Source organism: Paenalcaligenes suwonensis, from assembly GCF_011290505.1.
GTDB lineage: Bacteria > Pseudomonadota > Gammaproteobacteria > Burkholderiales > Burkholderiaceae_B > Paenalcaligenes > Paenalcaligenes suwonensis.
The window spans coordinates 227,497-253,070 of record NZ_JAANPV010000006.1 but is presented as its reverse complement, the minus strand read 5'-3'; the positions used below and the strand labels follow the sequence as shown (position 1 = coordinate 253,070).

Genomic DNA, 25,574 nt, shown 5'->3' with positions numbered 1-25,574 from the left:
TCAACATCATGACCACCATAAGTCTGGCCGACGTAACGGTAAGCAGCGATTACGCTTCACGTTCAGAAGGATGGATGACTGTTCATCTTGGTGATGGGCAAGTGTTGACCGCGTATTGTCCCGAAAGTACAGACAACTGGGCACAGGGTACTAAACGTATCTGCCACAGCAGTTCAGAGCAAGATCAGCAAACCATCAACGTAGAAACACTGCTTCTGCAGGAAACGCAGGATGGGCAATATATTGTTTTGCAAGCTAAGCTTTCCAGGCCTGCAATGACGATGACTTACGCAAGGCCTGCAAATGAACATGTGTTGTTAGAGTTGCCTCATGCACAGCAAAGCGTTTTTAGTGCTGATTTTTTAGCAATTTCAGCTGTGATTTTTGCTGCGTTATATGGGTTGAAATGGGTGTTGGAGAAATATCTGCTACCTAAAATCTAAGGTTGCTTAGCCAATAAAAAACGTCCTGTGAGTACAGGACGTATGAATAAAATAAGCGATGAATTACAGTGCAAACGCAGGATGGTGATTGGCAAAATGCTGTTGCAGGTGTTTGGCGTGTAATAGCAAACTGTCATCGCAATGCGGCTTGCCGATGAGTTGCAAACCCATAGGCAATTTTTGGTAATAGCCTAAGGGTAAAGAAACTACAGGTAAGCCAACAAGCTGCCAGGCTCTACTCATGAAAGGTGCGCCGGTACCTTCTGTTTTGTAAGGTGCTACACCGGATGCAGCAGGGGCCAGAATAAAGTCTGCTCCCGTGTTTTCGAACCACTGTAATAACCTTTGTTTATGCAGCTCGGCTTTCTGCAACGCAGCCACATACTCGGTATAGGGTAGGGCTAAACCTGTAGCGATTAATCCTTGCATATGACTGCTTAGTGTGGCGTGCTGTTGTTGCTCATACAGTAGATTACGGGCAACTTCATAGGCCATAATTTGGCTATGTAAGGTGGTAAGTTCAACTATTGCATCAGGCAGTGGAAACTCTATGTGCTGGTGTCCTTGTTCAATAAGTTCCTGCTGACACTCCTGCAGTGTTTCTAGCATTTTTTCTTGCATACTACCCAACAACTCACCTGAGAAAACCCCGAAAAGATAGGGTGTACGCTTTGTATGAGGGGTGGGCTCTAAGGATTTATGCAGCAAAATATTTCGTACTAAGAGTGTGTCCAGCACGTCATTACTGATGATGCCTAGTGAATCTAACGATTGTGCTAAGGGCTGTATATTGCGCAGTGAAAACTCGTTCTTACTGCCCACATAACCTACACAACCGCAATAAGAGGCCGGCCGGATGACAGAGGCAGCGGTTTGGGTGCCAAAGGCAATAGGTACCATGTAGTCGGCAACTGCTGCTGCGGAACCACTGGATGACCCCCCTGGAGTACGCTCAGGGTCGTGTGGGTTATTGGTTTTCCCAGCTTGGAAGTAGGCAAACTCGGTAGTAACTGTTTTGCCCATTAATATGCCACCAGCTGCTTTCATCGCCGTCACACACGATGCATCCATGTCAGGGATACGGTCTTGATGAATAACAGAGCCCATCGTAGTGGGAATGTCGGCAGTATCAATCACATCCTTTACGGCAAAGGGCAGCCCCCGCAAAGGGGATGCATTGTAGAAATCGCTGCGGCTTTCATATTCGGCCAGATAGTCTTCTTGATCAATCAGGTATTGCCAAGCACCAACTTGCCCATCACGTGTGGCAATGCGCTCATAAAAAGAGGCCACAATATCGGGTAGAGAGGCTTCACCGGTATTGAGGACATGCAGCAATTGATGCAAAGGCAGCTTAAACCACTGTCGTTTCATGGGGCCACTCCTGTAGTGTTTGAAATAAGTGGGCAGTTACTGTGGCTACACCGCCCCCTATGCGCCCGCGTTCACCCGCGCCATCAATCATGCCTAACAGTACTAGGGGGCCGGTATCTTGTGAGATCACACTGGTGAAGTTGGTAATGCCGTTACGTCCAGCCAGAAAGGGCAGTGAGGTGGTCAGGAAGCGGTTTTGGCGAGTAAGGTAGTCAACGGGTAAGAAAGCGTGCAGGTTCTGGGCGCTTAGGCTGGCAATATCTAAGCACTGCCCGCCCAGCCCTACAAAGTCCACCACGGCACTATCACCCAGAGCACCCAGAGCTGTGGCGTGCTCATTGCCGGCTTCTTTATTGCCCACAATAGAGGGGGCATCAACCACCAACCAGTTGTTGCTGTTTGCGAGTTGTAAGCCAAAACGCAGCCCGTTACCTCCTACTTTGATAATGGCGTCTCCATCATCAGAGTGTGACTGGGTAGCCAAAATGAGTGCACTAGCAGCCATCCAGTAGTTCAGAGCCCACGCCATGGCACCATAGAGGAAATTGGTGCTGCGTTCATCATTAATGCCCCACGAGACAATAATGTCGGCCAAAAGACGGGAAGCATGCATAGTACGAGCATGGCCATCGTCACCGTTCAGTAGAGAGGTATGCAGGATTGGGGCTAAATTGATATGGCCATTAAAATTGGCCGCAAGTCGAGCCCCTAAATCGTGGTGTAACCAGCGCAAATGGGGCAGCATATCATCGGCATAGATGCCAAGTCGGGTGCACCATTGCATGCCTTCATTCAACACTGAGTATCGTTTGTTGTCAGGCTGATTGTGATCGCTCACCTCTATGGCATACATAGAAGGGGTGGCGACACCGGCGAGTGGGACTACAACACCATAGTCTTGAGCAGGAGCTAATTGAACGCCTCCCGTGTCCAGCAGTGTTTGTGCAGTTTCTTTGTTTGCTGCCCAGCCCTCATATTGAATAGCGATGAGCACCGAGTTGCGTATGGCAGAGGGAAGCTCATTGGCGTCACGAAAAGGAGGCCCGGCATGTAGTACCAGGCGAGAGTGTGACGGCAGAATATCTTGCAGTAGCTTTACGCCTGTCCAGAAAGGCATAACGGCTGATGCGTGGTGAGTTACATGCTGAACCATAATGCCTCCTTACGCTACACGTACCCACGTTTCACTGTTAGCGAGGCTGGCTGATTGTGCACGAGTGCCATTGAAGTCACGCTCAATGGTGCTACCAGGCAAAGCAACATCATTTACCAAAACACGGGCGTGCTGTGCCGGATGGAACACACACATCATTTCATGTTTTTGAGTTTGTGTTTGGTCCTGTGGCAGATCGACGCAAATGGCCGGTTGTGACATGTTATGCCACTGCATTTCTACCTTGAGGTTGGCGCTACTGGACGACACACTTTCCGTCACTACTTCGGGATAGTGGTTGACCGTGTGGAATACGCCATCACTGATGATTTTTAATGAATCCAAGGCTACTGCTTTACGGAATAAGCCAAAGTGACGTACGAAGTCACGGACTAAATATTCAGCCAAAGGCTGATTGTCGGTGATAAGCAAACGGGTATCGTTGTCACTGCCTGCTTGGTATGGATTATCGACTACCAATATGGCGTGGCCACTACCGTACTCAGAGCTGGCAATACGGAAATACAACGAAAGAGAAGACCAGTCCTGTTCTGGATCGGTTTTTAAGTAAATAAAGGGGTTATCACCAGTCCAGTCCAATATGCCTGTTTTTATTCCTGTCATGATACGTCTCCGTTTTTAAGTTTTTAGTAGTAGGGTAGTGAGTCTGTGATTACGCCGGATCGTTGGCGACGGCGTACTCTTCACGCAATTGGTTAAAGTCTGTACTTGGGTGCCAGCCTAGGATTTCTTTGGCAGCATGACTGCTGAAAATAGACGCTCGTGGGTTCTCTTGATACCACCGTGGGTTCTTAATTTCAGGAACAGAGCCGATAATGCTTTGGTACCACTCTGTAGTGGGAAGAGGGTGCGAGGTGTCATCTGCGCTAATGAAAAACACGCCGTAACGTAACCCTTCTATGTTGACGGCTGCCTCGAAGGCACGTGCCAAATCGGCAGCCCAAATGTAATAGAACAGCCAGTTACGGTCTTTGGTGTCCACAAACTGTATGTAAGCATCGATGGTTTCAGGCAAGACAACCGCTAGTGGGCGTAAGCAGATGATTTCCATGTCGGTGGCATCACTGAAGCTTTTTGCCATTTGTTCCATCATGATTTTGCTGACGCTGTATGCCTGATAAGGTTTGTTCTCATGGGTTTCGTCAACGGGCAGGCTTTGGGGTTTCCAGTCGGCGCGCATTTCTGACAGGCCGCAGGCTGAGATACTGGAACACAGCACCACTTTCTTAACGCCATTTTCCCTACACGCTTGCAGTACATGCCATGTGCCTCGTACGTTGACATTGATGTATTGTTCTTCCGGCGCTTTCCAGTCGAAATCAATGGCGGCTAAATGAATAACCGCATCAGCATCCTTGGTGGCTGCGCGTACGGCATCTAGATCCATTACATCAGTTTCAATAAATGACACCTGATGCTGGCTAGGTTTCAAGTCAGCAACGACTACCTCCATGCTTTGCATGAGCTGCTGAACTACGTAGGAGCCAACGCGACCAGAGCCGCCAGTTACTACCACTTTTTTCATGATGTTTTTTTCCTGTTTATTTTTATAGATCCAAAACCAACTCGCTTGATAACGCGCGTGATACGCAGATCATCATGGTTTCATTTGATTGCCGTTCTTCTTCAGAAAGTACGAAGTCTCGGTGTTCTGGCAGGCCAGAAATGACAACGGTTTCACATGTGCCACAACTACCGTTTTGGCACGAACATTTCACGCGTATGCCCTCGCGTTTCAGGGCTGACAAAATGGTCTCGTCACTGGCCACCGCAATGCTTTTTCCGGACTTTTGTAACGTCACGGTAAAGCTACTGCCAGTTAGCATCTCTGCTGTGGTTTCCACAGAAAACCGCTCTACTACTAATTGCCAACCTATGTGCGCCTGCTCCTGTTGATAGGTTTCCAGCGCATTTAACAAAGCTTGTGGACCGCATGAGTACACGGTGGTGTCTTGATCCAATGCTTGCAGGGCTGCTGCTAAGTCAAATAAGCCGTCTTGATTGGACGCATGGGTAGTAATGCGCGAGGCGTCTAATTTCTGTAGAGACTCAACGAAGATGAAGTCAGACTGATTCCTCGCTAGGTACAGCAAGCGCCAGTCCAAACCAGCCGCCGCAGCAGCTTGGATCATAGGAACAATAGGCGTAATGCCTATGCCGCCCGCAATGAAGAAGCACTTCTTGTTTGCAGCAAACGGAAAGTGATTTTTGGGGATGCTGACAGGTAGAGCATCACCTTCTTGCAACACCTCATGAATGTAGGTGGAGCCACCACGACTAGCGTCGTCTTTTAGAACTGCTATTTGCCATTCACGAGTATTGGCTTGTTGGCCGCACAGTGAGTATTGACGATACAAAGGCTCAGTTCTGGACACTGCCAGTTCCAATTCAATATGTGCTCCTGGTTCCCAGTGCGGAAACTCAGTCCCATCCTGTAGTGCCAGAGTTAACCCCACTACCCGATCTGACAGCATGGTTTTTTTTAGCACGCGTGTTTGCAATGTTTGCTGCATGATGCTGCTCCTGGAACCTTAAGCAATCACTCTGATAGGCAATACTCGGCTTTTTTCGTCAGCACGGAGGTCTTCCGCGCGGTAGAGATCAATCAGCCAGTTTTGTAGACGTTTGATGACCAGCTCTTCGTTAGTTAACCGACCACGTGATGCAAAGTTGGACTGCATGCCCATGTGTGAACGGCGCCATGCAAAAAGGTCCTCAATCATGACGGGGTAAAGGTCATCGTGTTCTTGGTCGAATTTCTCTCTGTGATCTTCACGTTTCAGAGTAGATTCGGGGTACATCCACGACACACCATACGTCGATTGCTTGGCACTTTTAGGTAGCCACATGAAGTACTTCACTTTGTCTGGCATGGCGACTAGCAAAAGATTAGGGGCCACGGTGACATACGATAATTGGGTGCGCTCTACATCGGTAAGCGAATCCATAGGAGGCTGCAAAATAGAGCCGGTATGGGTAGGGGCAGCATCTTTGTGGGTGGAAATTAGGTTGTACGACACAATGCCGTTAGGAACGTCGTTGAAAACGGCGCTTTCATCTACACGTTCTGGGTTGGTTTCGTACATGGCTCCCCACGAAGAGGCATGCAGGAAACTACAGTGGTAGCACTCGTCGTTGAAGATTTTCCAGTTCCAGTCAAAGTTTTCCATCTTCAGCGGTTCTGAAGACTTCAGCTCTGACATACGGTAGTTCGCTAGCTGAGTGCTTAAATTACCCAGTCGGGTATGCAGTGCAGGGGCCAATGCATCGTAGTTAATAAAGATGAATCCTTCCCATACTTCGGAGCGAATTTTGGGTAAACATACGCTCTTAGGGTCGAAGCTTGCACCGGTGTCTGTCAGGCCAGGAGCAGAGACTAACTCACCGTCTAAGTTATAAACCCAAGCATGCAAAGGACAGCTAATGCGGCGCACATTACCTGCACCCTCCAACAGCAGCATATTGCGGTGACGACAGACGTTGGACAGTATATTAATGTCACCGTCACGAGTGCGTACGGCGAAGAGGGCATCATTTCCTACATCAAAGGTGAAAAAATCACCCGCTTTAGGAATATCAGTTGCACGGCCTACACAGAACCACTGTGTTTTCCAAACGGCATTCAATTCAAACTGAAAAAATTCTTCCGACGTGAAGCACTCTGGGGGCAGGGCGTAGACCTCATCGGTTTCCTGCTGAAAATAGCTGCTATCAAACTCTTCAATATCAATGGGTGAGCGTACGGTTGTATTCATCTCGGCGTCTCCTTTGAGGGGGGTTATCGCACCAGTTATTGGTTTGTTGTTAGGGTGAGGCCAATCATGCGACACAGAGCCATTCTTGAGAATTGAGCAAATTTGATGAATAGATGAGTTTTTTTTAAGCCAAGTACTTATTCGGTTGTAGCGAGGGGCTCGATGGTGAATAGAGAGCAAAAAATAATGCCTGCAAATGAGCAGGCATTAGTGATGCTAAGTAGGGCTGTTTTAGAGGGGGTTACTGCAGGGCGATGGACTTTACCCAATCTACAAAGTCTTGTTCTTGAAGGCTAAGATTTGCCTGTTTGGGGTAGGCTAGAAAATAGGCGTACTCATCTAAATACACATCAAACAGTTGAACAACTTCTTGTTCTTCTATAAGTGGCTGTAGTAACGCAGGACAACCTAGCATGATACCTTGCCCATTGAGCACCGCATTCATGCGCACATTGGTGTCATCAATATGGAAGCCCTTTTTGGCTGTCATATCTTGACCCGTTGCCTTGTGTAGCCATTGTTGCCAACACAGGTGGTTTTCTTCGTGAATAAGTATGTGTTGGTTTAGATCGCTGGGCGAGGTAATAGCACCGTGAGCGTGTAAATACGAGGGAGAACAGACTGGGGTCAGGTTACCGGGAATAATACGCACAGTGTTGAGATGCGGCCAATCGCCTTGTTTTCCCCAAACAATGGCGAAATTAATGTTATCCCTGAAAAAATCAGGAGCCTGCAGATTATGTAGCAGGTTAATTTCAATATCTGGATGTTTAGACCAGAAGTCGCGTAATTGCCCGGTAAACCACATGCTTGAAACAAAGGGGCGTAATGATAAATTGATGCGGCTTTTGCCATAGGGCATACGCAGTTCACTCAGGGCCTGATTGATCTCGTGAAAAGGGCGTTGCAGCCTGCTGAATAAGAACTGCCCTTGATCAGTTAGCTCTAATGATCGGTTCTTGCGCAAGAACAGTTTGCACCCTAAATACTCCTCCAGAATTTTGATCTGATGGCTAACTGCGGAGGGTGAGACCAATAAGTCTTCAGCCGCTTTGGTGAAGTTCAACCGTTGTGCCGACACCGTAAAGGTTCGTAAGGCGTTCAGTAATGGCACTTGCATGGCAAGCAATATCTCCTAATTGTGCTTTTATTAGAATATATAACACCAGCCACATACCGAGCAGTAGTCTCTGGTTGGCACAGGCGCTTAAGCGCCTTGATGCATAGAGTTTTTAGACAGCAATAGCCCGCACCCAGCAGCCCCTAACAACGCCGCACAACCACGATTAAAACGGCGTTGGCGCTCGGGCACAGCAAACCATTTCCCTAAGTGTGCACCCATGTAAGCATAGGCGGCGATGGCTATCCACTCTAAGCCTAAGAACAGACTACCTAGTACCATGAATTGTGGGGCTGCGGCGTCTGCAGGGTTTACAAATTGCGGTAAGAATGCGGTGAGGATCAAAATGGCTTTGGGGTTACCAGCAGCCACCATGAACTCTTGTCGCATTAACTTCCATAGGCTGTAGTTTTTGTTGGGGCGAACATTGCTTTCTTGGGGGGCTTGGCTCACGGGCGCACGCCACAATTGCCATGCTAGATAGAACAAGTACAGGGCACCTACTACTTTAATGACGGTGAACGCGATGGCCGAGGTTTGCAGTACGACGGCTAGACCGGATGCCGCAATGGCGATCATGCCCATAAACGCGATTAGGCGGCCTATGCCTGCTAAGCACGACACGCCAAATCCAAAACGGGTGGCGTCAGACACAGAAAGCAGGTTGTTGGGGCCGGGAGCCATGTTTAAGGCAAAACAGGCGGGTATAAATAACAGTAATAATTCTAAAGACATAACTAGGCTTTATTGATTTGTTGTTAGGCAATAGTACGTTTCTTATTCTACGCATTCTGATAGCTAGGATGCAGCGATGTAGCGAGATATTCACTGCTCAGCAATATAGCGCCCCGGTGGTTTACCTAATGCTTTGCGAAACATAGTAATAAAGGCACTCACCGATTCGTAGCCCAAGGCATCCGACACGCGTTGCACACTAAAGCCTGCCGCTAAGCGTTGTAGGGCGATCAATATGTGCAATTGCTGCCGCCAACGGCCAAAGCTCATGCGGGTTTCGCGTTGTACTAATCTAGCCAAGGTACGTTCGCTCATGGCTACTTTGCTGGCCCATTGGGCAACGGTGCTACGGTCGTCTGGATGACGTATGAGCGCATGGGCAATACGCTGTAATACCGGGTGTTCGGGAATAGGTAGATGCAGTTGCTCTACCTGCATACGGCGCAACTCTTCCAGTAGTACGGTAATCAGTTGGGTTTCATGTGGCAGGGTGAGGTTTGCAGGGTTGGCAATTTGGGCCACATGCAAAATCAGCTCTACCACTAAGGGGGTGAGCGACAGCGTGCAGCAATGTTCAGGCAGTCCCGTAATGGTAGGGTCTACAAACAGTAGGCACACTTGGCCGTTGGCGGTGATGTGGTTGCTGTGCAGCATATCACCCGGAATCCATACGCCGCAGCGCGGAGGCACCATCCACATTCCACCTTCAGCCTGACACATGACACCGCCTTGTAGTGACACCACCAATTGGGCTTTATCGTGACGATGAAAGGGCAATTCACTGGATTCTTCGCGTGCGTTGTCTACACGTAGCGCCGTGACGGGGTAGGGCAGAGCATCTGGGTCAAAGCTCTGCATAGCGTGATACAGAGGGTCTAGCATAAGGTTGACCGTTTTTAGCAATAAATAGTCATTATAAGTAAATTCAGAAAAGGGGGGTGGGGTATGGTAGAGGCTGGCTAATTCAACATGTAGTGACGGTATGGCAGTGTTTTCTAAACTTCCCCGCTCGGCTTGGCTGGTGCTGGGGATTTTACTTTTTGCGACCACCTTGCGTGGCCCCTTTACGGCGGTTGGTCCGTTGCTGGAAAGCTTGCGACCAGTGTTTGGGCTGAGCACCAGTGAAGCAGGGTTATTGATTACCTTGCCACTGCTTAGCTTTTTTGTGGTGTCGCCTTTTGCGCCATTATTGGCACGAAAAATAGGTTTGGAACGTGCGCTGTTTGTAGCGCTGCTGATTATGTGTGCAGCAATTGTGCTGCGCTCTACCGGTGCTTTGTGGAGCTTGTACGCGGGTACCAGTATTTTGGGTGCGGGTATTGCGATTGGTAATACCTTGCTGCCTAGTCTGTTGAAGCGTGATTTTCCATCGCAAATTACCACGTTGACTGCCGTGTATGCCATTACCATGGGTGTGGCGTCGGCGGCTGGCTCAGCCGTAGTTGTGCCACTGGCGCAAAGCTTGAACTGGCAGTGGTCGCTGGGTGTGTTTTTGGTGCTGCCCTTGTTAAGTGCGCTGGTATGGCTGCCGCAGCTAAAAGCAGTACGTGCTCAGGCGGCTCCTGCGGCTAACAAAACAACCACGACACGCAGTGTGTGGACCATGGGTTTGGCATGGCAGGTTGGTTTGTTCTTTGGTACTAGCTCGTTGACCTATTATTCGGTCGCTACATGGTTGCCCGCCATGTTGGTGGACTTAGGCTATAGCCAAGCGCAAGCCGGTTCTTTGCATGGGTTGATGCAGTTGGCAACAGCTTTTCCTGGGCTGATTTTGGTGCCTATAGTGAAGCGCTCTAAAGACCAGCGCGGTATTGCGGTATCGATGGCGAGCCTCTCGCTGGTAAGTTTGTTGGGCTTGATATTGTTCCCTGCCGCAGCCACCGTATGGGTCACGGTGTTTGGTTTTGGGGTGACGGGCACCTTTATTTTGGGGCTGTCATTTATTGGTATGCGAGCCGCTACCACGGCGCAAGCGGCGGCATTATCAGGGATGGCGCAGTGCATAGGGTATTTGCTGGCGGCAACTGGCCCTATTGTTTTGGGGGCGTTGCATGACTCGGTAGGTAACTGGCAGGTTCCGTTATATGTGTGTACTGGGTTGTGCGTATTGCAATCTATCTTGGGGATGGGAGCCGGTAGAGCCATTCATTTGCCACAAGACACTCCTGCTGCGGATGCTGCTGTTACGGCTGCCGCAGAATAACTTAGGCATGGCGTGTTGCTGCTGCAAAGTGTGAAGGCGACACGCCAAAGTGTTTTTTGAAGGCCACCGTATACGCGCTGTGGCTGTCATAACCGCATGTCAGTGCAACGCTGACTATAGGCGCATTATTGAGCAGCAAAGGCAGTGAATGCAGTAATCGGCACTGTTGACGCCACCGTCCAAACGTTATCCCCGTACTGCGTTCAAAATGCCGATGAAAGCTTTTGCTGCTCATGGCCAATTGATTGGCCCACTCGGTAGCCGTAAAGGGATGCGCTAAGTTTGCCGTCAAGGTTTCACATACTTGAGCCATCGTGGCGTCTGAAGGCCATGGCAAATAGCAGGGCAGCGGTTGTTGTTGCTGTAATTCTTCCAGCAGTAGTTCTGACAGTAACTGATGACGCCGTGAGAAAGAGGGAGGCGTTACGCTGTCTAGTGACAACGCGATAATCAGCTCACGCAGCAACGGTGATACGTGCAGTACATCGTCTTGAGCGGCTAAGTGGTTAGTGATTTCTGCTTTGATAAACAACCCATGTGCGCGAACTTGGCTATAGGTAAAAAAAGCATGCTCTGTTTGCGGGCGTAGCCACACGGCGGTAGTGGGGGGAAGCAGCCATTCGCCGCCATCAGTTTCGACGCGCATCAACCCTTCAGCGGCATACAGTAAGTGATAGCAATCGTGCTGGTGCGCAGGGACGTGCGTGCGGGCGGGGTAATGCCCGTGCACACCTGTGACCAGCAGTGTACTTTTTTCGTGCTGCGTTAAGTCTAGAAACGTGGCGACGCCGCCATCTATGGTCATCATGAAAGACTGTCCATTTTGAACAATAATTTGTCTATTTTTCTGTAGATAGACAGGAAGGTCAAGTCTACACTGTGTATTCCTTGTATGGATTTTGGGTTTCACGCCATGCCTCACGTACAGCACAGCCTACGACTACTATGCGCCCTGACTTTAGGTTGGGGTCAGTGCGACGCTGTGCGCACCATGACTTGTACTGATTCCCCGTGACCCCAGCCACCGCAGCTTTTCCCTAGCAAGGGGAGTCAGGCAAATCTTTCTACGATTTCCTGAGGTGTATATGCTGAGTAATCCATCCCAAAAGTACCAGTCTTTTCCTGCCATCCATTTGCCCGATCGTCAGTGGCCGTCGCGCACACTGACCAAAGCGCCGGTGTGGTTATCTACCGATTTGCGTGATGGCAACCAAGCCTTGTTTGAACCCATGAATCGCGAGCGTAAATTGCGCTTGTTTGATGAGTTGGTGCGCATAGGCTTTAAAGAAATAGAAGTGGGCTTCCCGTCGGCGTCACGTACGGATTTCGACATTGTTCGTCACCTGATCGACGATAAGCGCATTCCTGATGATGTGACCCCCATGGTCATCACGCAATTACGCCCTGATTTGATACGTGAAACGGTGCGTAGCGTGCTTGGAGCACGCCGCGTGATTGTGCATTTCTACAATGCTATTGCACCGGCATGGCGTGAAATCGTGTTCAACATGGAGGTGCCGCAGATTCAAGCCATGGTGCAAGAAAGCGTGCGGTTATTGCGTGAACTTACAGACCCGCATCCTGAAACGGAATGGGTGCTGCAATACTCGCCAGAAACTTTCTGCATGGCCGAGTTAGAAGTGTCACTGTTAATGTGCAATACCGCCATCGAAGCGTGGGATGCGGGCCCCACACGCCCTATGATTATCAACTTACCGACAACGGTAGAAGTCTCTACGCCCAATGTGTTTGCAGACCAAATTGAGTGGATGCATAGGCATTTATCTAGGCGTGAACATCTGGTGTTGTCTGTGCACCCGCATAACGACCGGGGCACAGGTGTAGCCTGCGCCGAACAAGCCATGCTGGCAGGAGCCGATCGTGTAGAAGGCTGCTTGTTTGGTAATGGGGAGCGCAGCGGTAATTTGGATGTGGTGACCTTAGCGCTGAATCTGTACACCCAAGGCATATCGCCAAAGCTGGATTTCTCCGATATTTCGGCCGTGGCTCGTATTGTGGAAGAAACCACCGCCTTACCCATCCACCCTCGTCATCCTTATGTGGGCGATTTAGTGTTTACGGCGTTTTCGGGTTCTCACCAAGATGCGATCGCCAAGGGTTTTGCTGCACAGAAACCCGACGCGTTGTGGCGTGTGCCGTATCTGCCTATAGACCCCCACGATGTGGGTCGTACCTACGACAGTATTGTGCGGGTGAACAGCCAGTCGGGTAAGGGCGGTATTGCCTTCTTATTACAGCGTGATTATGGGGTGGTGATGCCACGTCGTATGCAGGTGGAATTCAGTGCAGTGGTGCAAGAACATGCCGATAGCAGCGAAACCGAATTACACAGTGCGCAGTTGTGGGCACTCTTTGAGCGCTGTTATTTAGGTAGCCATCAGCCTTCGCCAGCCTATGTGTATCACGGCCATCGTTTGCACGATACCGAGGCTGGGTTGCAAGCCATTGTCTTGGAGGTGACGGGGCCTGATGGGCAGCGTGTCAGCATAGAAGGTCAGGGCAATGGACCTATCGCGGCGGCCGTTGCGGCGTTGGGGTTACCAGTGCGTTTAGATAGTTATGAAGAGCGCAGCATGGGCGCGGGAGCCGATGCGCAGGCGATGGCCATCGTAGAGGTGGTGTGGCCAGGTGTGCCGGGGTCTCGTTTTGGGGTGGGGCAGCATCCTAATATCGTGACGGCGTCTATTCAGGCGGTGATTAGTGCCATGAACCGGTTTGTGGCGACGGTGTCTGGGGTGTTGTTGCGCTAGGCGTTGAGGGCTGTAGGCTGTATTCATTGCACGCGCTGGGGGACTGCGGAATAACTTTTTATGATTTGAGACACCAAATCAAAAAAGTTTTCCTCCGCCTCCCCTGAGGTGTTGCCATTGTTGGGTTTACAGCCCTTTCTTAAGTGCTGGTACGGTTTTATTCGTGATGTGGGTTAACGATGAGTGGGCTTTGACTCGTAATACTGGTTCACGATAACGGCTGTATCCATCGCACGCGCAGGGGAGCTGCAGAAGAATTTTTTGTGATTTGAGACACCAAATCAAAAAAATTTTCTCTCCGCCCCCCTGAGTGTTTCGCTATTGATAGGTTTAAAGCCCTTTCTGATGTGCAGTGATTAGGAGTTCGTCACATCACTTTCTGCGTGGTATGTATGTTTAATTATTTGAGGTTTTAGCAAACACGCCTTTGGGTGACTCCAGAAGGATCAAGTACGTCAGCAACTACCAAAGTAAAAACCGTGGCATGCAACGGAGGAAAGGCGGATGGAAGTATTTTTTTATTTGGTGTCTCAAATAAAAAAATACTTTCGCAGCCTTAGGCTACGGCAGACAGTGGTTGATATGCGGGTTTTACAGTCGGCTAATGCAGTCCAGTCGTGAGTAAGCGGGCTTTTAAATCTGGGTTATACATAAAAACAGCCCCTATCGTCATAAACAATAGGGGCTGTAATGTCTGCAGGTAGAGATTAACCGCGCTCCAACGCCTCTTTAACTAGGCGTCGTAGCCCTTTCTCTGCAAACCAATGCGCACGCTCATCCGCTGTAGGCGGATTGTCGGCACGTTCTTCTAGCCAGTGGTCAATGGCTCTGGTGCGCCAATGCAAACCTTCTTGGTTGGCAATTTGAATCGCTAAACCGGGGCGTGCGTTAAGCTCTAACAGCATAGGCCCATGGTTGGCGTCCAGTACTAAATCTACCCCTAAATACCCCAGCTCAGTCAGGTCATAACAGCGTGAGGATAATCGCAGTTGCACGTCCCAGTCAGGGATAGCGTGGCCCGCTACCGCTACTTCGGTATCAGGGTGATGGGTGATGTGTTGATTCAGCCATACCCCCGAAGTCGTCAACCCGGTTTCTAACTCTATACCCGTACCAATAGCGCCTTGGTGCAGGTTGGCTTTGCCGTCAGAGTGACGGGTGGGCAGGCGTATCATGGCCATGGCTGGGCAGCCACGGTACACAATAATGCGAGTGTCTGGCACGCCTTGGTAGCTTAGGTGCTCAAAGGCTTGGCTAAATTCTACACGTTGCTCGATCATGGCAGTATCGGGCCTGCCCCCTAGGGAGTACGCCCCTGCCAAGATGTTGCTGACGTGGTGCGCTAAGGCCTCGGCGCTCATCATGCGGCCGTTAGCGCGACGATACGCGCCTTTGTCGTCTTTGCCATTGAACACCAAAATACCACTACCACCACTACCATGCACCGGCTTGATCACAAAGCTGGACTTGTCTTGCAACATGGCGCCTAGCGAACGTATGTCACGGTGCGTTTGAATCACACCGTACAGTTCGGGCACCGCCACGCCTGCTTTGATGGCGAGCTCCTTGGTGAGTATTTTGTCATCCACCAAAGGGTAGCGGCTGCGTGGATTCAGCTTGGCAATGTACTCGCCATTGCGTTGGTTCATGCCAGCAATGCCCAGACGATGCAGTTCTCGCGGACTGATCCATCGTTTCATGGCTTACTCCTTCAGGCGTGGCAGTGAGCTAAAACGGAACAGCTCAGACAAGCGGTAGCCGGTATATCTACCTAAGGCTAACAGCAAGGCCAACACCACCAGAACCAATTCTGGGAACACAAAGAATATGTGCTCTACATAGCGGTTCACCAGCAGCAGGTAACACACGGCGGCGACGACCAAACTGCCTGCACCTTGTTGGATGGCGTCGGCGGGGCCGTGCTCTTCCCAGACTAAGGACATGCGTTCGATGGTCATGGCCAGCACCACAATAGGGAACAAACCTAGCGACAAACCGGCTTGTATATCTAACTGATGCGAGAACACGGCGAGCAAGGTCATCAGCACCACCACAATGGTGACAACAGCCGCTAATCGGGGCACCAGTAAAAGCTTCAGGTGTTCCAGATAAAAGCGCAGTACTAAACCTAAGGCTACGATGGTGCAGAACATGATGACACCGTGTACTAACTGCGTTTCTCGGAAGGACAAGGCAATCAGCACGGGCATAAAGGTACCAAAGGTGCGTAAGCCAATCACGTTACGTAAGAACACGATCAGCAGCGTACCCAGTGGCAACAGCAGCAAGATGCGGTAAGTGTTTTGCACATCAATAGGCAGTTTTTCTAGCGAGAAGCTTAAGAAACTGTCTTCGTGTTTTTGTGCCGCAGCTTGACTCGCGGCGGTCATAGCATCCAGGTAGCTACTGCTGGTGGACCATGTGACCTTACCTTGACGGGCACGGTCTAGCGTGAGCGGGCTGGAGCTATCACCTACCCACCAGACGAGGAAGTCTTCAGGGAAACCACGTTCGCCCGTAGTGGGGTTCAGCGCTACCCACTCACGGGTATTGTGAAATTGCAGCCAAGGAATAGCGTTTTGGTGTTGGCTGCGATCGCTTAGGCTAAAGCCATGCACTACCCGTGCTGGAATGCGGGCACCCGCCAGCAAATCAACAATCAGTTGGGTACGCTCTAATGAGCTTGCTGTACGCGCCAAAAAGGCCGCCACGTTTTCGCTAGGCTGACTGCGGTTTACCTCTTGTACCAACAGAGTACTGAAGGAATCAATGTCCGCAGATCGGCTGCGAATGTCGTCTAATAAGGCATCGGCTGCAGTTGCTAGGGCGGGAGGTAGCTCGGGTCTAGCGGCTACACCGGGAAAGCCTTGCTGGGCGATGGGTTGATTATCGCGTACTAACTGCACACGGTAATACAAGGTTTGTGGGCCACCGGGGCGGCGCTGTGTCCAGGTAGCGGTACGGCCATCCTTGGTGGTTTGGGTACTTAACCCGTAGCCACGCGAAATAAAGCTTTCGTCCACAATGGTGAAGCCGGGGGTGTAGTCGGGTAATTGCAGTTCAGCTTTGACCGAGCTGCCTGAGGGCACAAAGTCCACATTCGCTTCTACGGTCCACGCCTCAACCTGACTGACAGGCATGAGGGGAAATTGCAGGACGGTGACTTTATAAAAGAAAAGGCTGCAGGCAACAGCCAGCAACACAAATACCAGTAATGGTAGGTGTAATCGTTTCATGAGAACTAGTAGCGAAAGACCAAATTAAGAAGCACTAGAGCAGCTGGGCTCGTGCATAAAGCGTTTGCCTGAATCTATAAGAATAGAACCACGCATGTGATTGCGGCCTACCAACAGTTGATAGGTAAGTTCTGATCTGTCGACTAACGACACGTCTTCTAGGCGTTCGTGAGTGCCAATACACAGCGGCAATTGAATAACAGGACGGTTTTGGTGATTGCCGTCGTGCCGCACGATACGTACATTGCGTTTGACGGGATATTCCAGCGAAATGCGTTTGTTTTTATCCGTAGGGTCTACGACGTCAAAGCGTACCCAGTCTTTGCCGTCACGTTCAAATGCTTCTAGATCTAAAGCGTTCAGCGACGAGGTGGTAGCGCCAGAGTCTAGTCTTGCTTCAAAAACTAGGTCTGTACCGGCAATTTGTACTTTTTCGACGTAGCCTGCAATTTCTAGCGCTTGTATAGAAGTGGCAGAACTGGCGGTGGAAAATAGACCTGTTACCAAGGCGCATGCTGAGAATAGATGTTTCAGCGTACGGGGTGTGGCGTGTGTACGTGTTGTATGAGTCAACACTACCTCCTGATTTTTTTCAGCAAGTGGTTGATTTTAACAGAGGAACTACGGAAAAAATGACTGTATATAGTCAAAGATTGATACGTTTTGTTTCTCTGCGAAGGTGCCTTCCTGCGGTTTCTAGCGCCCAGTAGTATGATAAAAGGCTTGAGGGCACATGTAGAGTAAAGGGGAACGCAACCATGACACAGCTAGATCTAATAGCCACCTTGGGGTTGGAGTCCCCTATTATTCAAGCACCGATGGCAGGGGTGGCAACGCCCGAGTTAGCCGCCGCAGTTAGTAATGCGGGTGGGCTTGGGTCGCTGGGCTTAGGGGCGAGTACGGTAGATCAGGCGCGTGCCATGATGGCAGCCACGCGAGCCTTAACCGATAAGCCTATTAACGTGAATGTCTTTTGCCATAAAGCAGCGCAGTTTGACGCCGCACGTGAAGAGGCGTGGATTCGCTACTTTGCCCCACATTTTGCTCGATTCGGTGCCACACCACCTACGGGGTTAGCAGAGGTCTACACCTCATTTTTGCACGATCCAGCGTTGCAGTTTTTGCTATTAGCCGAGCAACCTGCTGTCTTGAGTTTTCACTTTGGTATTCCGGACGATGCGTACTTAACCGCCGTAAAAGCGGCTGGTATTTTGACGATGGCATCGGCCACCAGTTTGCGCGAGGCCAAAGCATTGGAGCAAGCAGGTATTGATGTGATTATTGCGCAGGGCATTGAAGCGGGTGGGCATAGGGGGGTTTTTAACCCAGACGGCCCAGACGAGCGTTTGAGTACGGCGGTGTTAACCCGTTTGTTGGTCAAAAAATGCCATAGGCCAATTGTGGCAGCCGGCGGCATTATGGATGGACAAAGCGTACGCGCCATGCTGGATTTAGGGGCAGTAGCAGCCCAAATGGGTACGGCATTTATTTTGTGCCCTGAGTCTGCTGCGAACACCAGTTATCGCGAAAACCTACGCAGCGAACGCGCTGCTACTACGTGCTTAACGCCAGTGATGTCAGGTCGCCCAGCGCGTGGCATGGTGAATGAACTGATTCAGTGGGGGGATGCCAAAGATGCACCTGCTGTGCCGTCTTATCCACTGACCTACGATCTGGCTAAACAGTTAAATGCTGCTGCGGTGGCGCAGGGTAATCATGAGTTCGCCGCACAATGGGCAGGGCAGGGAGCACCCCTCGCCCGAGAGATGTCTGCCGCCCAATTACTACGCACTATCGTGAAGGAAATGGCTTAAACCCTACCTAAGCTTTCACCCGGAATAATTTCGGTTTGAATAGGCTGTTCTTTAGGGGGTGTGTTACCGGCCAATAGTTCAAGCATGAGCAGCGCCGCGCGTGATCCAATATCATGCGCGGGTATGCGTATGGTGGTGAGTTTTGGGTGCACCATGGTGGCTTCTTCCATGCCGTCAAAGCCCACAATAGATAAGTCTTCCGGCACACGAATGCCCAACATTTGGCATTCGTACAGTGCCCCAATGGCTTGTAAGTCGGTACCGCAAAATAGCACACTAGGCCTATCTTCTAAGGCCCAGAGCTCGCGTAAACCTTGACGCCCACCCTTATACGAGAAGGGTTGTATGGTCATCCACTTTTCCGGAACCTCTATACCCGCGTGTGCGGCAGCCGTCAAAATACCATTGCGACGGCCACGCGAACGTTCGTTGTTTTCGATGGGGCCACCACAAATGGCAATACGTGTATGGCCGTGTTTGATCACATACTGGGCAAGCTTATAGGACGCATCAAAGTTAGAAATGCCCACGCAATAAGGGTAGTGGCTATCGTCCACCGACCACGTCAGCACATAGGGCATATTTAACTGCGATAGTATGGAAAACACTTCTTCGCTGTGATCTGTACCCACCATGATAATGCCGTCCACACCACGCTCTAGGGTGGCGCGCACGATGGGGAGTTCGTCTTGGGTATGGTATTCGTGGCTCGCAATCAGCAGCTGGTAACCCCTGTCCCACAGAGCTTGCTGCATGGAATGCGTAGACTGCGCAAAAATAGGGTTGTTCAGCGTAGGGTAGACCGCCGCAATGGTGTGGGTACGACGTGACGCCAATGCGCGAGCCGAGCCGTCGCGTATATAACCTAGCTGTGCAACAGCCTGATTTACTTTTTCTAAGGTGGTGGGTTTGACTTGCTCAGGTACAGAAAGAGCACGCGAAGCACTGCCTAACGAGACGCCTGCTAGCTTAGCAACGTCAGCCAAGGTAGGCTTTTTAGTACGGGAAAGTCTGTAGTTCTTATTCATTGACAAGGATTTTAGTGGTTGTAATAATGAGCAGCAAATGAATTGAAACGCTTCAAATTATAAATGAGCTTGTATCCATCTTAACTGCTCTTTTTTTATATACACCATTTGAAGCGCTTCAAATAAGGAAACTAGTGATTTGTTTGGCGTAACGCCACAAGTTGGTGTTGATAAAGGAGACAGTATGCGTTTCAAGAAAGTAACTTCTTTGCTGGCTGGAACGGCCGCAGTATTGGCCATGTCCTCGGCGGCAATGGCTGCTGAAGAAATTCGTATGGGGGCTTTGTATCCCTTCAGCGGAGCCTTGGCTCAGCTGGGTGATGAAAGCTATAGGGGTCTAGAGCTGGCCGTCAACGAGCGCAACGCACAAGGCGGCGTACTGGGCAAACAAATCAAATTGGTGAAAGCCGATGCGGTGGACGCTAACCAAGCTGTGGGTGAAGCGCGCCGTTTGACCTCCGTTGAAAACGTAGAAGGCGTGTTCGGTAGTTTCTCGTCCGCATTGTCCTACGCCGCAACACAGGTAACTGAACTGGCAGGTGTGCCGTACTTTGAATTGGGTGCGGTGTCTGACAGCGTGACCGATCGTGGCTACCAAAACATTTTCCGTAGTAACTCCACCGCTAGAGACTTCGCTTATGCGATGGTTGATGCTGTACAGGACGTAATTGCCCCTGAACTGGGTGTGGATCCTAAAAGCCTGAAAGTCGCGATTATTCACGAAGACGGTCTGTACGGTAAAACACTGGGTGCTTTCCAGCAAGAACGCGCTAAAGAGTTGGGCTTGGACGTAGTGGAAGTGCTGCCTTACTCGGCTAAAGCGGTGGACTTGTCTGCGTTGATTCTGCGTTTGCGTGGTGCACAGGCAGATGTAGTGCTGCAAACCTCCTACCAGAACGACACTATCTTGTTCTTCCGTCAGGCAAAATCCGCTGGCTACAAACCTAAAGCCGTATTGGGTGCAGGTGGTGGTTACTCGCTGACTGATACAGCTAAAGCATTGGGCGACACCATTGAAGGTGCGTTTGATGTGGACTTCCCTCAGTACAACACCAACGAAGCGGGTGCTCCAGGTTTGGGCGCTTTCGTAGAAGCCTACAAACAGCAGTACAACAGCGAACCACGTTCCGGCCACAGCTTGGCTAACTACGTGGGTGCCGTAGCGTTCTTTGACATCATCGAGCAAGCCGGTTCTATGGATGCAGACAAAATCCGTGAAGCCGTACTGGCCTACAAAAAACCAGTAGGTTCTACCGCAACAGGCTGGGGCTTTGACTTTGCTGAAAACGGCCAGAACACCGCAGCGACTACAACGCTGATGCAATGGCAAGATGGCAAGTTGTTGACCGTGTGGCCAGAAGCCGCTGCCGTAGCAAAACCCATTGTTAATAAGTAATGCATGAAACGTCTGCCCGGCTCACAAAGCCGGGCATGACGATAGAAGGAAGCTGCAATGGATATTTTTCTGCAACTGGTGATTAACGGCCTGCTGTTGGGCGGTGCGTACGCAATTATCAGTATCGGCTTAACGCTGATCTTTGGTGTGATTCGGGTAGTGAACTTTGCCCACGGCGAGTTCTTGATGGTGGCTATGTATGCTGCCTATTTGTTTTCAACGCAATTGGGCTGGCACCCTTACGTCGCCATCGTACCCATTGCGATCTTATTGTTTGGCCTGGGCGCGTTAATGCAACGTGCCATTATTCAACCTCTGCTTAGCGCAGACGGGCACATACAAATTTTTGCGACTGTGGGTGTATCCACCGCATTGATGAACCTCGCGTTGCTGGTGTTTGGTGCTGACGTATTGGCTATTCAAACCGATGTGGGTACTGGCACGTTCTTTGTGGGTGGGTTCAGTATTGGCGAAGGTCCGTTAATCACGTTGATTGCGGCATTGTTGTTGGCATGGGGTATGCACGTGTTTTTGACACGTACTTACTTGGGTAGAGCCTTTAGAGCGGTAGCACAGCATCAGTATGCCGCGTCGTTAATGGGCGTAAACGTACCAGTGATTTACATCTTGGCCTTTGCGATTGGCTCGGCGTTTGTTGGGGTAGGTGGCGCATTGTTGACTCCCCAATACCCAGTGTTCCCCACCATTGGTAGTTACTTTGTACTGACCGCTTTCGTAATCGTTGTGCTGGGTGGTATGGGTAGCTTGACCGGGGCGCTATTTGGCTCGTTACTGATTGGTTTGGTAGACAGCTTGGCTGGCTACTACGTTGCGCCGGACCTTAAAGAAGTGGTGTATTTCGCCATCTTCATTCTGATTCTGGTCTTCCGTCCTACTGGCCTGTTTGGGCTGGGACGAGGTTCTGAGTAAACCGGGCAAGAGAGGTTTTTCGTGTTTCCTGATATTCGACAACCACGGGTTTATGTAGGCTTGCTCTGCCTGGCATTGCTGGTCGTTATACCGTTAATTATTCAGTCCCCCTTTGTGTACCACTTGTTTGTGCTGATTTGTGTCTACGGCGCATTGGCGACAGCATGGAACATTGTTGGGGGCTATGCAGGTCAATTGTCTTTGGGCCATGCGGTGTTCTATGGCGTAGGTAGCTATACGGCAACGCTGTTGGTGATCAACTTCGGCATCACGCCGTGGCTGGGTATGTTTGTGGGGGCAGGTATTTCGGCACTGGTAGCCGTGATGATTGCGTACCCAACCTTCAGACTACGCGGACCGTTTTTCGCCTTGGCCACCATTGCCGTGTTAGAGGTGTTTAAGCTGTTGACCGTACACCAGTCCGATTGGACAGGTGGTGCGGCAGGCTTAAGCGTGCCACTAAACATTGGTTTGGAATGGATGATTTTCCGTCAGAAATGGGCCTACCTATTAGTGGCCTTTGGCATGCTGGTAGTGGCCATTTGGGTGACATGGTGGATCCGCCATTCCCGTTTGGGCTTCTATTTGGTGGCCGTGCGTGAGCGTGAGTTCGCGGCTCCAGCTGTAGGTATTAATACTGTTAACGTCAAACTGAAAGCAGCGGTGATTTCCGCCATGCTTACCAGTATTGTGGGTTCGTTCCACGCGATGTACCTGACCTTTATTGAGCCATCTGCCGCGTTCTCGTTGGAACTTTCCATTCAGATCGCGATGTTTGCCTTGATTGGTGGTTTGGGCAGTGTAGTGGGGCCTTTGGCCGGTACGATTTTAGTAGTGCCAATTGCTGAGCTGGCCCGTGGCTGGTTGGGTAGCTTTGGTAGTGGTATGCACGGCTTTATCTACGGTGTAGTGCTGGTACTGGTGGTATTGACCATGCCGCGCGGTATTGTGGGGCAGTTTGGTGGGTGGGCATTAAAGTTCATCGACCGTTTGCCTGGGCCACGTACTAAAGCTGTTCCAGCAGCGGCTATGCCAAAGAGCAGTGCAGCGCATCAAGGCGAGCCTATCTTGAAGGCCGAGCACCTGAATAAACACTTTGGCGGCTTGCATGCCACCAATGATGTATCGCTGACATTGCATGAAGGCGAAATTCTGGGTGTGATTGGGCCTAACGGTGCGGGTAAAACTACGGTGTTTAACCAGCTCTCAGGCTTCATTATTCCTGATAACGGTACCGTGAGTGTGCGTTTGGAAGATGGCAGTTGGGTACAACCTCGCACACCGCAAGATTTTGCTAAAGCGGGTGTAGGCCGTACCTTCCAGATTGCTCAGCCTTTCTCTGGTTTAAGCGTTCTAGAAAACATCATGTTGGGTGCGTTCATGCACACCACAGACAAACGAGAAGCAGAAGCCATTGCTAGACAAGTGGCCGAGCTAACGGAACTGACGGCTAGCTTGGATTCCGAAGCTCGTAGTCTGACTATTGGTGGTTTGAAACGTCTTGAAGTAGCACGCGCATTGGCAACACGCCCACGTATTTTGCTACTAGACGAAGTTATGGCAGGTTTGAACCCTACTGACGTGGAACGAGCCATCAATATGGTGCGTCGTATTCGTGATTCAGGGGTATCGGTTCTGTTTATTGAGCACTTGATGCAAGCAACGATGGCATTGTCCGATCGCGTAGTGGTGATCAACGTAGGGCAAGTGCTGACCGGTGGTGCACCAGAAGAAGTGGTTAACGACACGCGAGTCATTGAAGCGTATCTAGGCAAGGAGTATCTACGTGCTCAAAATTCGTGATTTATATGCAGGCTATGGCAAGAGTGAAGTCTTGCAAGGCGTATCGTTAGAGGTACCAGAAGGCAAAATTGTTACGCTGATTGGTGCTAACGGTGCAGGGAAAACTACCACGCTTAAAGCGTTGTGCGGTCAGTTGAAATGTCGCGGCAGTATCTCGTTTCAAGGGCAGGAAACCAATGGTTTAGCCCCTCACGAGATTGTGGATTTAGGCATCACCATGATTCCTGAAGGCCGCCAACTGTTTCCATTTTTGTCCGTGAAAGACAACTTGCTGATGGGGGCGTACCGCAAAAAAGCACGCCCTGTGGTGGCTGAGCGCTTAGAAGAAGTGCTGGAGCTATTCCCTCGTGTGCGTGAGCGTTTAGACCAGTTTGCAGGTTCGCTGTCCGGCGGTGAACAGCAAATGGTGGCGATTGCGCGCGGCATGATGGCGTGCCCTAAATTGTTGCTGTTTGATGAGCCGTCGTTGGGCTTGTCGCCTTTGCTGGTTGAGCAGATGTTCGATGTGGTGCGTCGAGTCACCGAACAAGGCATCACGGTGCTGCTGGTAGAGCAAAACGTTTTTCACACCTTACGTTTGGCGGATTACGGCTACGTGCTGGAAAACGGCAGCATTGTGTTGTCAGGTACAGGGGAAGAGTTGTTGGGCAACCCCCATGTGCGTCGCGCCTATTTGGGGCATTGATAAAGCAGGAGCAGTTGATGAGAAGTATGCAAGTGTTGGAGTTCGGGCAGCCGCTAGTGCAAACTGAAAGCGCTGTACCCGTACCCACAGGCAAAGAAATCTTGTTGCGCGTGAAAGCAGCCGGTGTGTGTCACACTGACTTGCACCTTTGGCATGGTGGCTATGACTTGGGGCATGGCAAACGTTTGTCTATGGCGGAGCGTGGGGTGAAGCTGCCCTTGACCATGGGCCACGAAAACGTGGGTATGGTGCTGGCTGTGGGCGACGAAGTACGTAACGTGAAAGTAGGCGATGTGCGCTTAGTCTACCCATGGAACGGTTGTGGTCACTGCGAAGTGTGTTTGGCAGGTCAGGAAAACTATTGTCTGACACCATGTACCGTAGGGATTAATCGTCCCGGTGGTTATTCTGACCATCTGGTGGTGCCGGATGAGCGTTACTTGGTAGACCTGAAAGGGGTGAGTGCAATTAAAGCAGCGCCTCTGGCATGTTCGGGTTTGACCTGCTATTCCGCATTGCGCAAGTTCAATCAGGCTCGTTTGCAGCGTAATCACATGGTGATTATTGGTGCTGGTGGTCTGGGTTTGATGGCGTTGGCTTTGCTGAAAGCGATGGGTGCTAAAGGCGCTGTAGTGGTTGAGCCTGATGCGGCCAGACGCCAAGCCGCATTGGATGCTGGCGCCGTAGCAGTTGTAGACCCTAATGCAGACGATGCAGCACAGCAGATTCAAAAAGCCGTAGGCGGTGCGGTATACGACGTACTGGACTTTGTGTCTAACCCGCAAACTACCGAGCTAGGCTTTAACGTAGTGACTAAGGGTGGTCACATGGTGCTGGTGGGCTTGTTTGGTGGAGCAGCTCCGTGGCCCTTACCGTTGATTGCTATGCGCGCTATTACTATTCAGGGCAGTTACGTAGGGTCGTTAGGTGAACTGCAAGAATTAGTGGAACTAGTTGCCAAAGAAAACCTGTCGCTGATTCCGGTCACGACATGTTCGCTGGATGCACTGGGTCAGGCGTTGCAAGACCTAGAGCAAGGCAAGATTTTAGGTCGTATGGTGATGACACCTGAGGCTTAAGGTGCCAAAAAGGGCTAAAGCAACTCGT

Annotated in this window: 23 protein-coding genes; 9 read left to right on the top strand and 14 right to left on the bottom strand. The window is 50.7% G+C overall.

The window, feature by feature from the left end; genetic code table 11:
• Nucleotides 1-8: 8 nt before the first annotated feature.
• A complete protein-coding gene (locus tag GY634_RS11250; protein ID WP_166408626.1) occupies nt 9-443 on the top strand; it encodes a hypothetical protein in 435 nt (144 codons plus the stop codon).
• A gap of 63 nt (nt 444-506) precedes the next feature.
• Here the strand turns inward: GY634_RS11250 and GY634_RS11245 are convergent, their stop codons facing one another.
• From GY634_RS11245 to GY634_RS11205, 9 genes are all read right to left on the bottom strand, one after another.
• Entirely contained in the window at nt 507-1,817 is a 1,311-nt protein-coding gene (locus GY634_RS11245) for an amidase (RefSeq protein WP_166408625.1), read from the bottom strand.
• Nucleotides 1,798-2,970, bottom strand: a complete 1,173-nt coding sequence (locus tag GY634_RS11240) for an oxamate carbamoyltransferase subunit AllG family protein (protein WP_166408624.1) — start codon at nt 2,968-2,970, stop codon at nt 1,798-1,800. Before GY634_RS11240 ends, GY634_RS11245 begins: the two co-directional genes overlap by 20 nt.
• 9 nt (nt 2,971-2,979) lie before the next feature.
• Nucleotides 2,980-3,594 (bottom strand): NAD-dependent dehydratase, encoded by a 615-nt coding sequence (locus tag GY634_RS11235; RefSeq protein WP_166408623.1) that lies wholly within the window; start codon nt 3,592-3,594, stop codon nt 2,980-2,982.
• A 49-nt stretch (nt 3,595-3,643) separates the two neighbouring features.
• Entirely contained in the window at nt 3,644-4,516 is an 873-nt protein-coding gene (locus GY634_RS11230) for an NAD-dependent epimerase/dehydratase family protein (protein WP_166408622.1), read from the bottom strand.
• A 22-nt stretch (nt 4,517-4,538) separates the two neighbouring features.
• Complete coding sequence (locus tag GY634_RS11225; protein WP_166408621.1) at nt 4,539-5,504, bottom strand: PDR/VanB family oxidoreductase; 966 nt, start codon at nt 5,502-5,504, stop codon at nt 4,539-4,541.
• 18 nt (nt 5,505-5,522) lie between these two features.
• Nucleotides 5,523-6,746, bottom strand: coding sequence for an aromatic ring-hydroxylating oxygenase subunit alpha (locus tag GY634_RS11220; protein ID WP_166408620.1), 1,224 nt, complete (start codon nt 6,744-6,746; stop codon nt 5,523-5,525).
• A 241-nt stretch (nt 6,747-6,987) separates the two neighbouring features.
• The gene (locus tag GY634_RS11215; protein ID WP_166408619.1) at nt 6,988-7,866 is read right to left on the bottom strand and encodes a LysR substrate-binding domain-containing protein; all 879 of its coding nucleotides are present in this window, start codon (nt 7,864-7,866) and stop codon (nt 6,988-6,990) included.
• An 87-nt stretch (nt 7,867-7,953) separates the two neighbouring features.
• Entirely contained in the window at nt 7,954-8,601 is a 648-nt protein-coding gene (locus GY634_RS11210; protein ID WP_166408618.1) for a LysE family translocator, read from the bottom strand.
• A gap of 90 nt (nt 8,602-8,691) precedes the next feature.
• A complete protein-coding gene (locus GY634_RS11205) occupies nt 8,692-9,483 on the bottom strand; it encodes an AraC family transcriptional regulator (RefSeq protein ID WP_242683688.1) in 792 nt (263 codons plus the stop codon).
• Between the two features lie 100 nt (nt 9,484-9,583).
• On the opposite strand from GY634_RS11205, the gene GY634_RS11200 reads away from it, so the two are divergent.
• Nucleotides 9,584-10,804 (top strand): MFS transporter, encoded by a 1,221-nt coding sequence (locus GY634_RS11200; RefSeq protein ID WP_166408617.1) that lies wholly within the window; start codon nt 9,584-9,586, stop codon nt 10,802-10,804.
• Between the two features lies 1 nt (nt 10,805).
• Here GY634_RS11200 and GY634_RS11195 read toward each other — a convergent pair whose 3' ends face one another.
• Nucleotides 10,806-11,612, bottom strand: coding sequence for an AraC family transcriptional regulator (locus tag GY634_RS11195; protein WP_166408616.1), 807 nt, complete (start codon nt 11,610-11,612; stop codon nt 10,806-10,808).
• A 277-nt stretch (nt 11,613-11,889) separates the two neighbouring features.
• Between GY634_RS11195 and leuA the strand changes: the two genes are divergently transcribed.
• A complete protein-coding gene (gene leuA, locus GY634_RS11190) occupies nt 11,890-13,575 on the top strand; it encodes a 2-isopropylmalate synthase (RefSeq protein WP_166408615.1) in 1,686 nt (561 codons plus the stop codon).
• Between the two features lie 707 nt (nt 13,576-14,282).
• Here leuA and GY634_RS11185 read toward each other — a convergent pair.
• From GY634_RS11185 to GY634_RS11175, 3 genes are read right to left on the bottom strand one after another with little or no spacing between them, the layout of a single operon-like run.
• Nucleotides 14,283-15,275: an alpha-L-glutamate ligase-like protein gene (locus tag GY634_RS11185; RefSeq protein ID WP_166408614.1), complete on the bottom strand. Its 993-nt coding sequence runs from the start codon at nt 15,273-15,275 to the stop codon at nt 14,283-14,285.
• A gap of 3 nt (nt 15,276-15,278) precedes the next feature.
• The gene (locus GY634_RS11180; protein ID WP_166408613.1) at nt 15,279-16,811 is read right to left on the bottom strand and encodes a UUP1 family membrane protein; all 1,533 of its coding nucleotides are present in this window, start codon (nt 16,809-16,811) and stop codon (nt 15,279-15,281) included.
• A 24-nt stretch (nt 16,812-16,835) separates the two neighbouring features.
• Nucleotides 16,836-17,384 carry an ATP-dependent zinc protease family protein gene (locus GY634_RS11175; protein WP_207625579.1) on the bottom strand — a complete coding sequence of 183 codons (549 nt, stop codon included), beginning with the start codon at nt 17,382-17,384 and terminating at the stop codon, nt 16,836-16,838.
• 185 nt (nt 17,385-17,569) lie between these two features.
• On the opposite strand from GY634_RS11175, the gene GY634_RS11170 reads away from it, so the two are divergent.
• On the top strand, nt 17,570-18,625 hold the full coding sequence (locus GY634_RS11170; protein WP_166408612.1) for an NAD(P)H-dependent flavin oxidoreductase: 1,056 nt from the start codon (nt 17,570-17,572) through the stop codon (nt 18,623-18,625).
• On the opposite strand, the gene GY634_RS11165 is transcribed toward GY634_RS11170, so the two are convergent.
• The gene (locus GY634_RS11165) at nt 18,622-19,653 is read right to left on the bottom strand and encodes a LacI family DNA-binding transcriptional regulator (RefSeq protein WP_166408611.1); all 1,032 of its coding nucleotides are present in this window, start codon (nt 19,651-19,653) and stop codon (nt 18,622-18,624) included. The genes GY634_RS11170 and GY634_RS11165 overlap by 4 nt on opposite strands.
• 184 nt (nt 19,654-19,837) lie before the next feature.
• On the opposite strand from GY634_RS11165, the gene GY634_RS11160 reads away from it, so the two are divergent.
• From GY634_RS11160 to GY634_RS11140, 5 genes are read left to right on the top strand one after another with little or no spacing between them, the layout of a single operon-like run.
• A complete protein-coding gene (locus GY634_RS11160) occupies nt 19,838-21,049 on the top strand; it encodes an ABC transporter substrate-binding protein (protein ID WP_166408610.1) in 1,212 nt (403 codons plus the stop codon).
• 57 nt (nt 21,050-21,106) lie between these two features.
• Nucleotides 21,107-21,979, top strand: a complete 873-nt coding sequence (locus tag GY634_RS11155; protein WP_166408609.1) for a branched-chain amino acid ABC transporter permease — start codon at nt 21,107-21,109, stop codon at nt 21,977-21,979.
• 21 nt (nt 21,980-22,000) lie between these two features.
• Nucleotides 22,001-23,782: a branched-chain amino acid ABC transporter ATP-binding protein/permease gene (locus tag GY634_RS11150; RefSeq protein WP_166408608.1), complete on the top strand. Its 1,782-nt coding sequence runs from the start codon at nt 22,001-22,003 to the stop codon at nt 23,780-23,782.
• Nucleotides 23,766-24,467, top strand: coding sequence for an ABC transporter ATP-binding protein (locus GY634_RS11145; RefSeq protein ID WP_166408607.1), 702 nt, complete (start codon nt 23,766-23,768; stop codon nt 24,465-24,467). Before GY634_RS11150 ends, GY634_RS11145 begins: the two co-directional genes overlap by 17 nt.
• A gap of 17 nt (nt 24,468-24,484) precedes the next feature.
• On the top strand, nt 24,485-25,546 hold the full coding sequence (locus tag GY634_RS11140) for an alcohol dehydrogenase (protein WP_166408606.1): 1,062 nt from the start codon (nt 24,485-24,487) through the stop codon (nt 25,544-25,546).
• Nucleotides 25,547-25,574 lie beyond the last annotated feature (28 nt).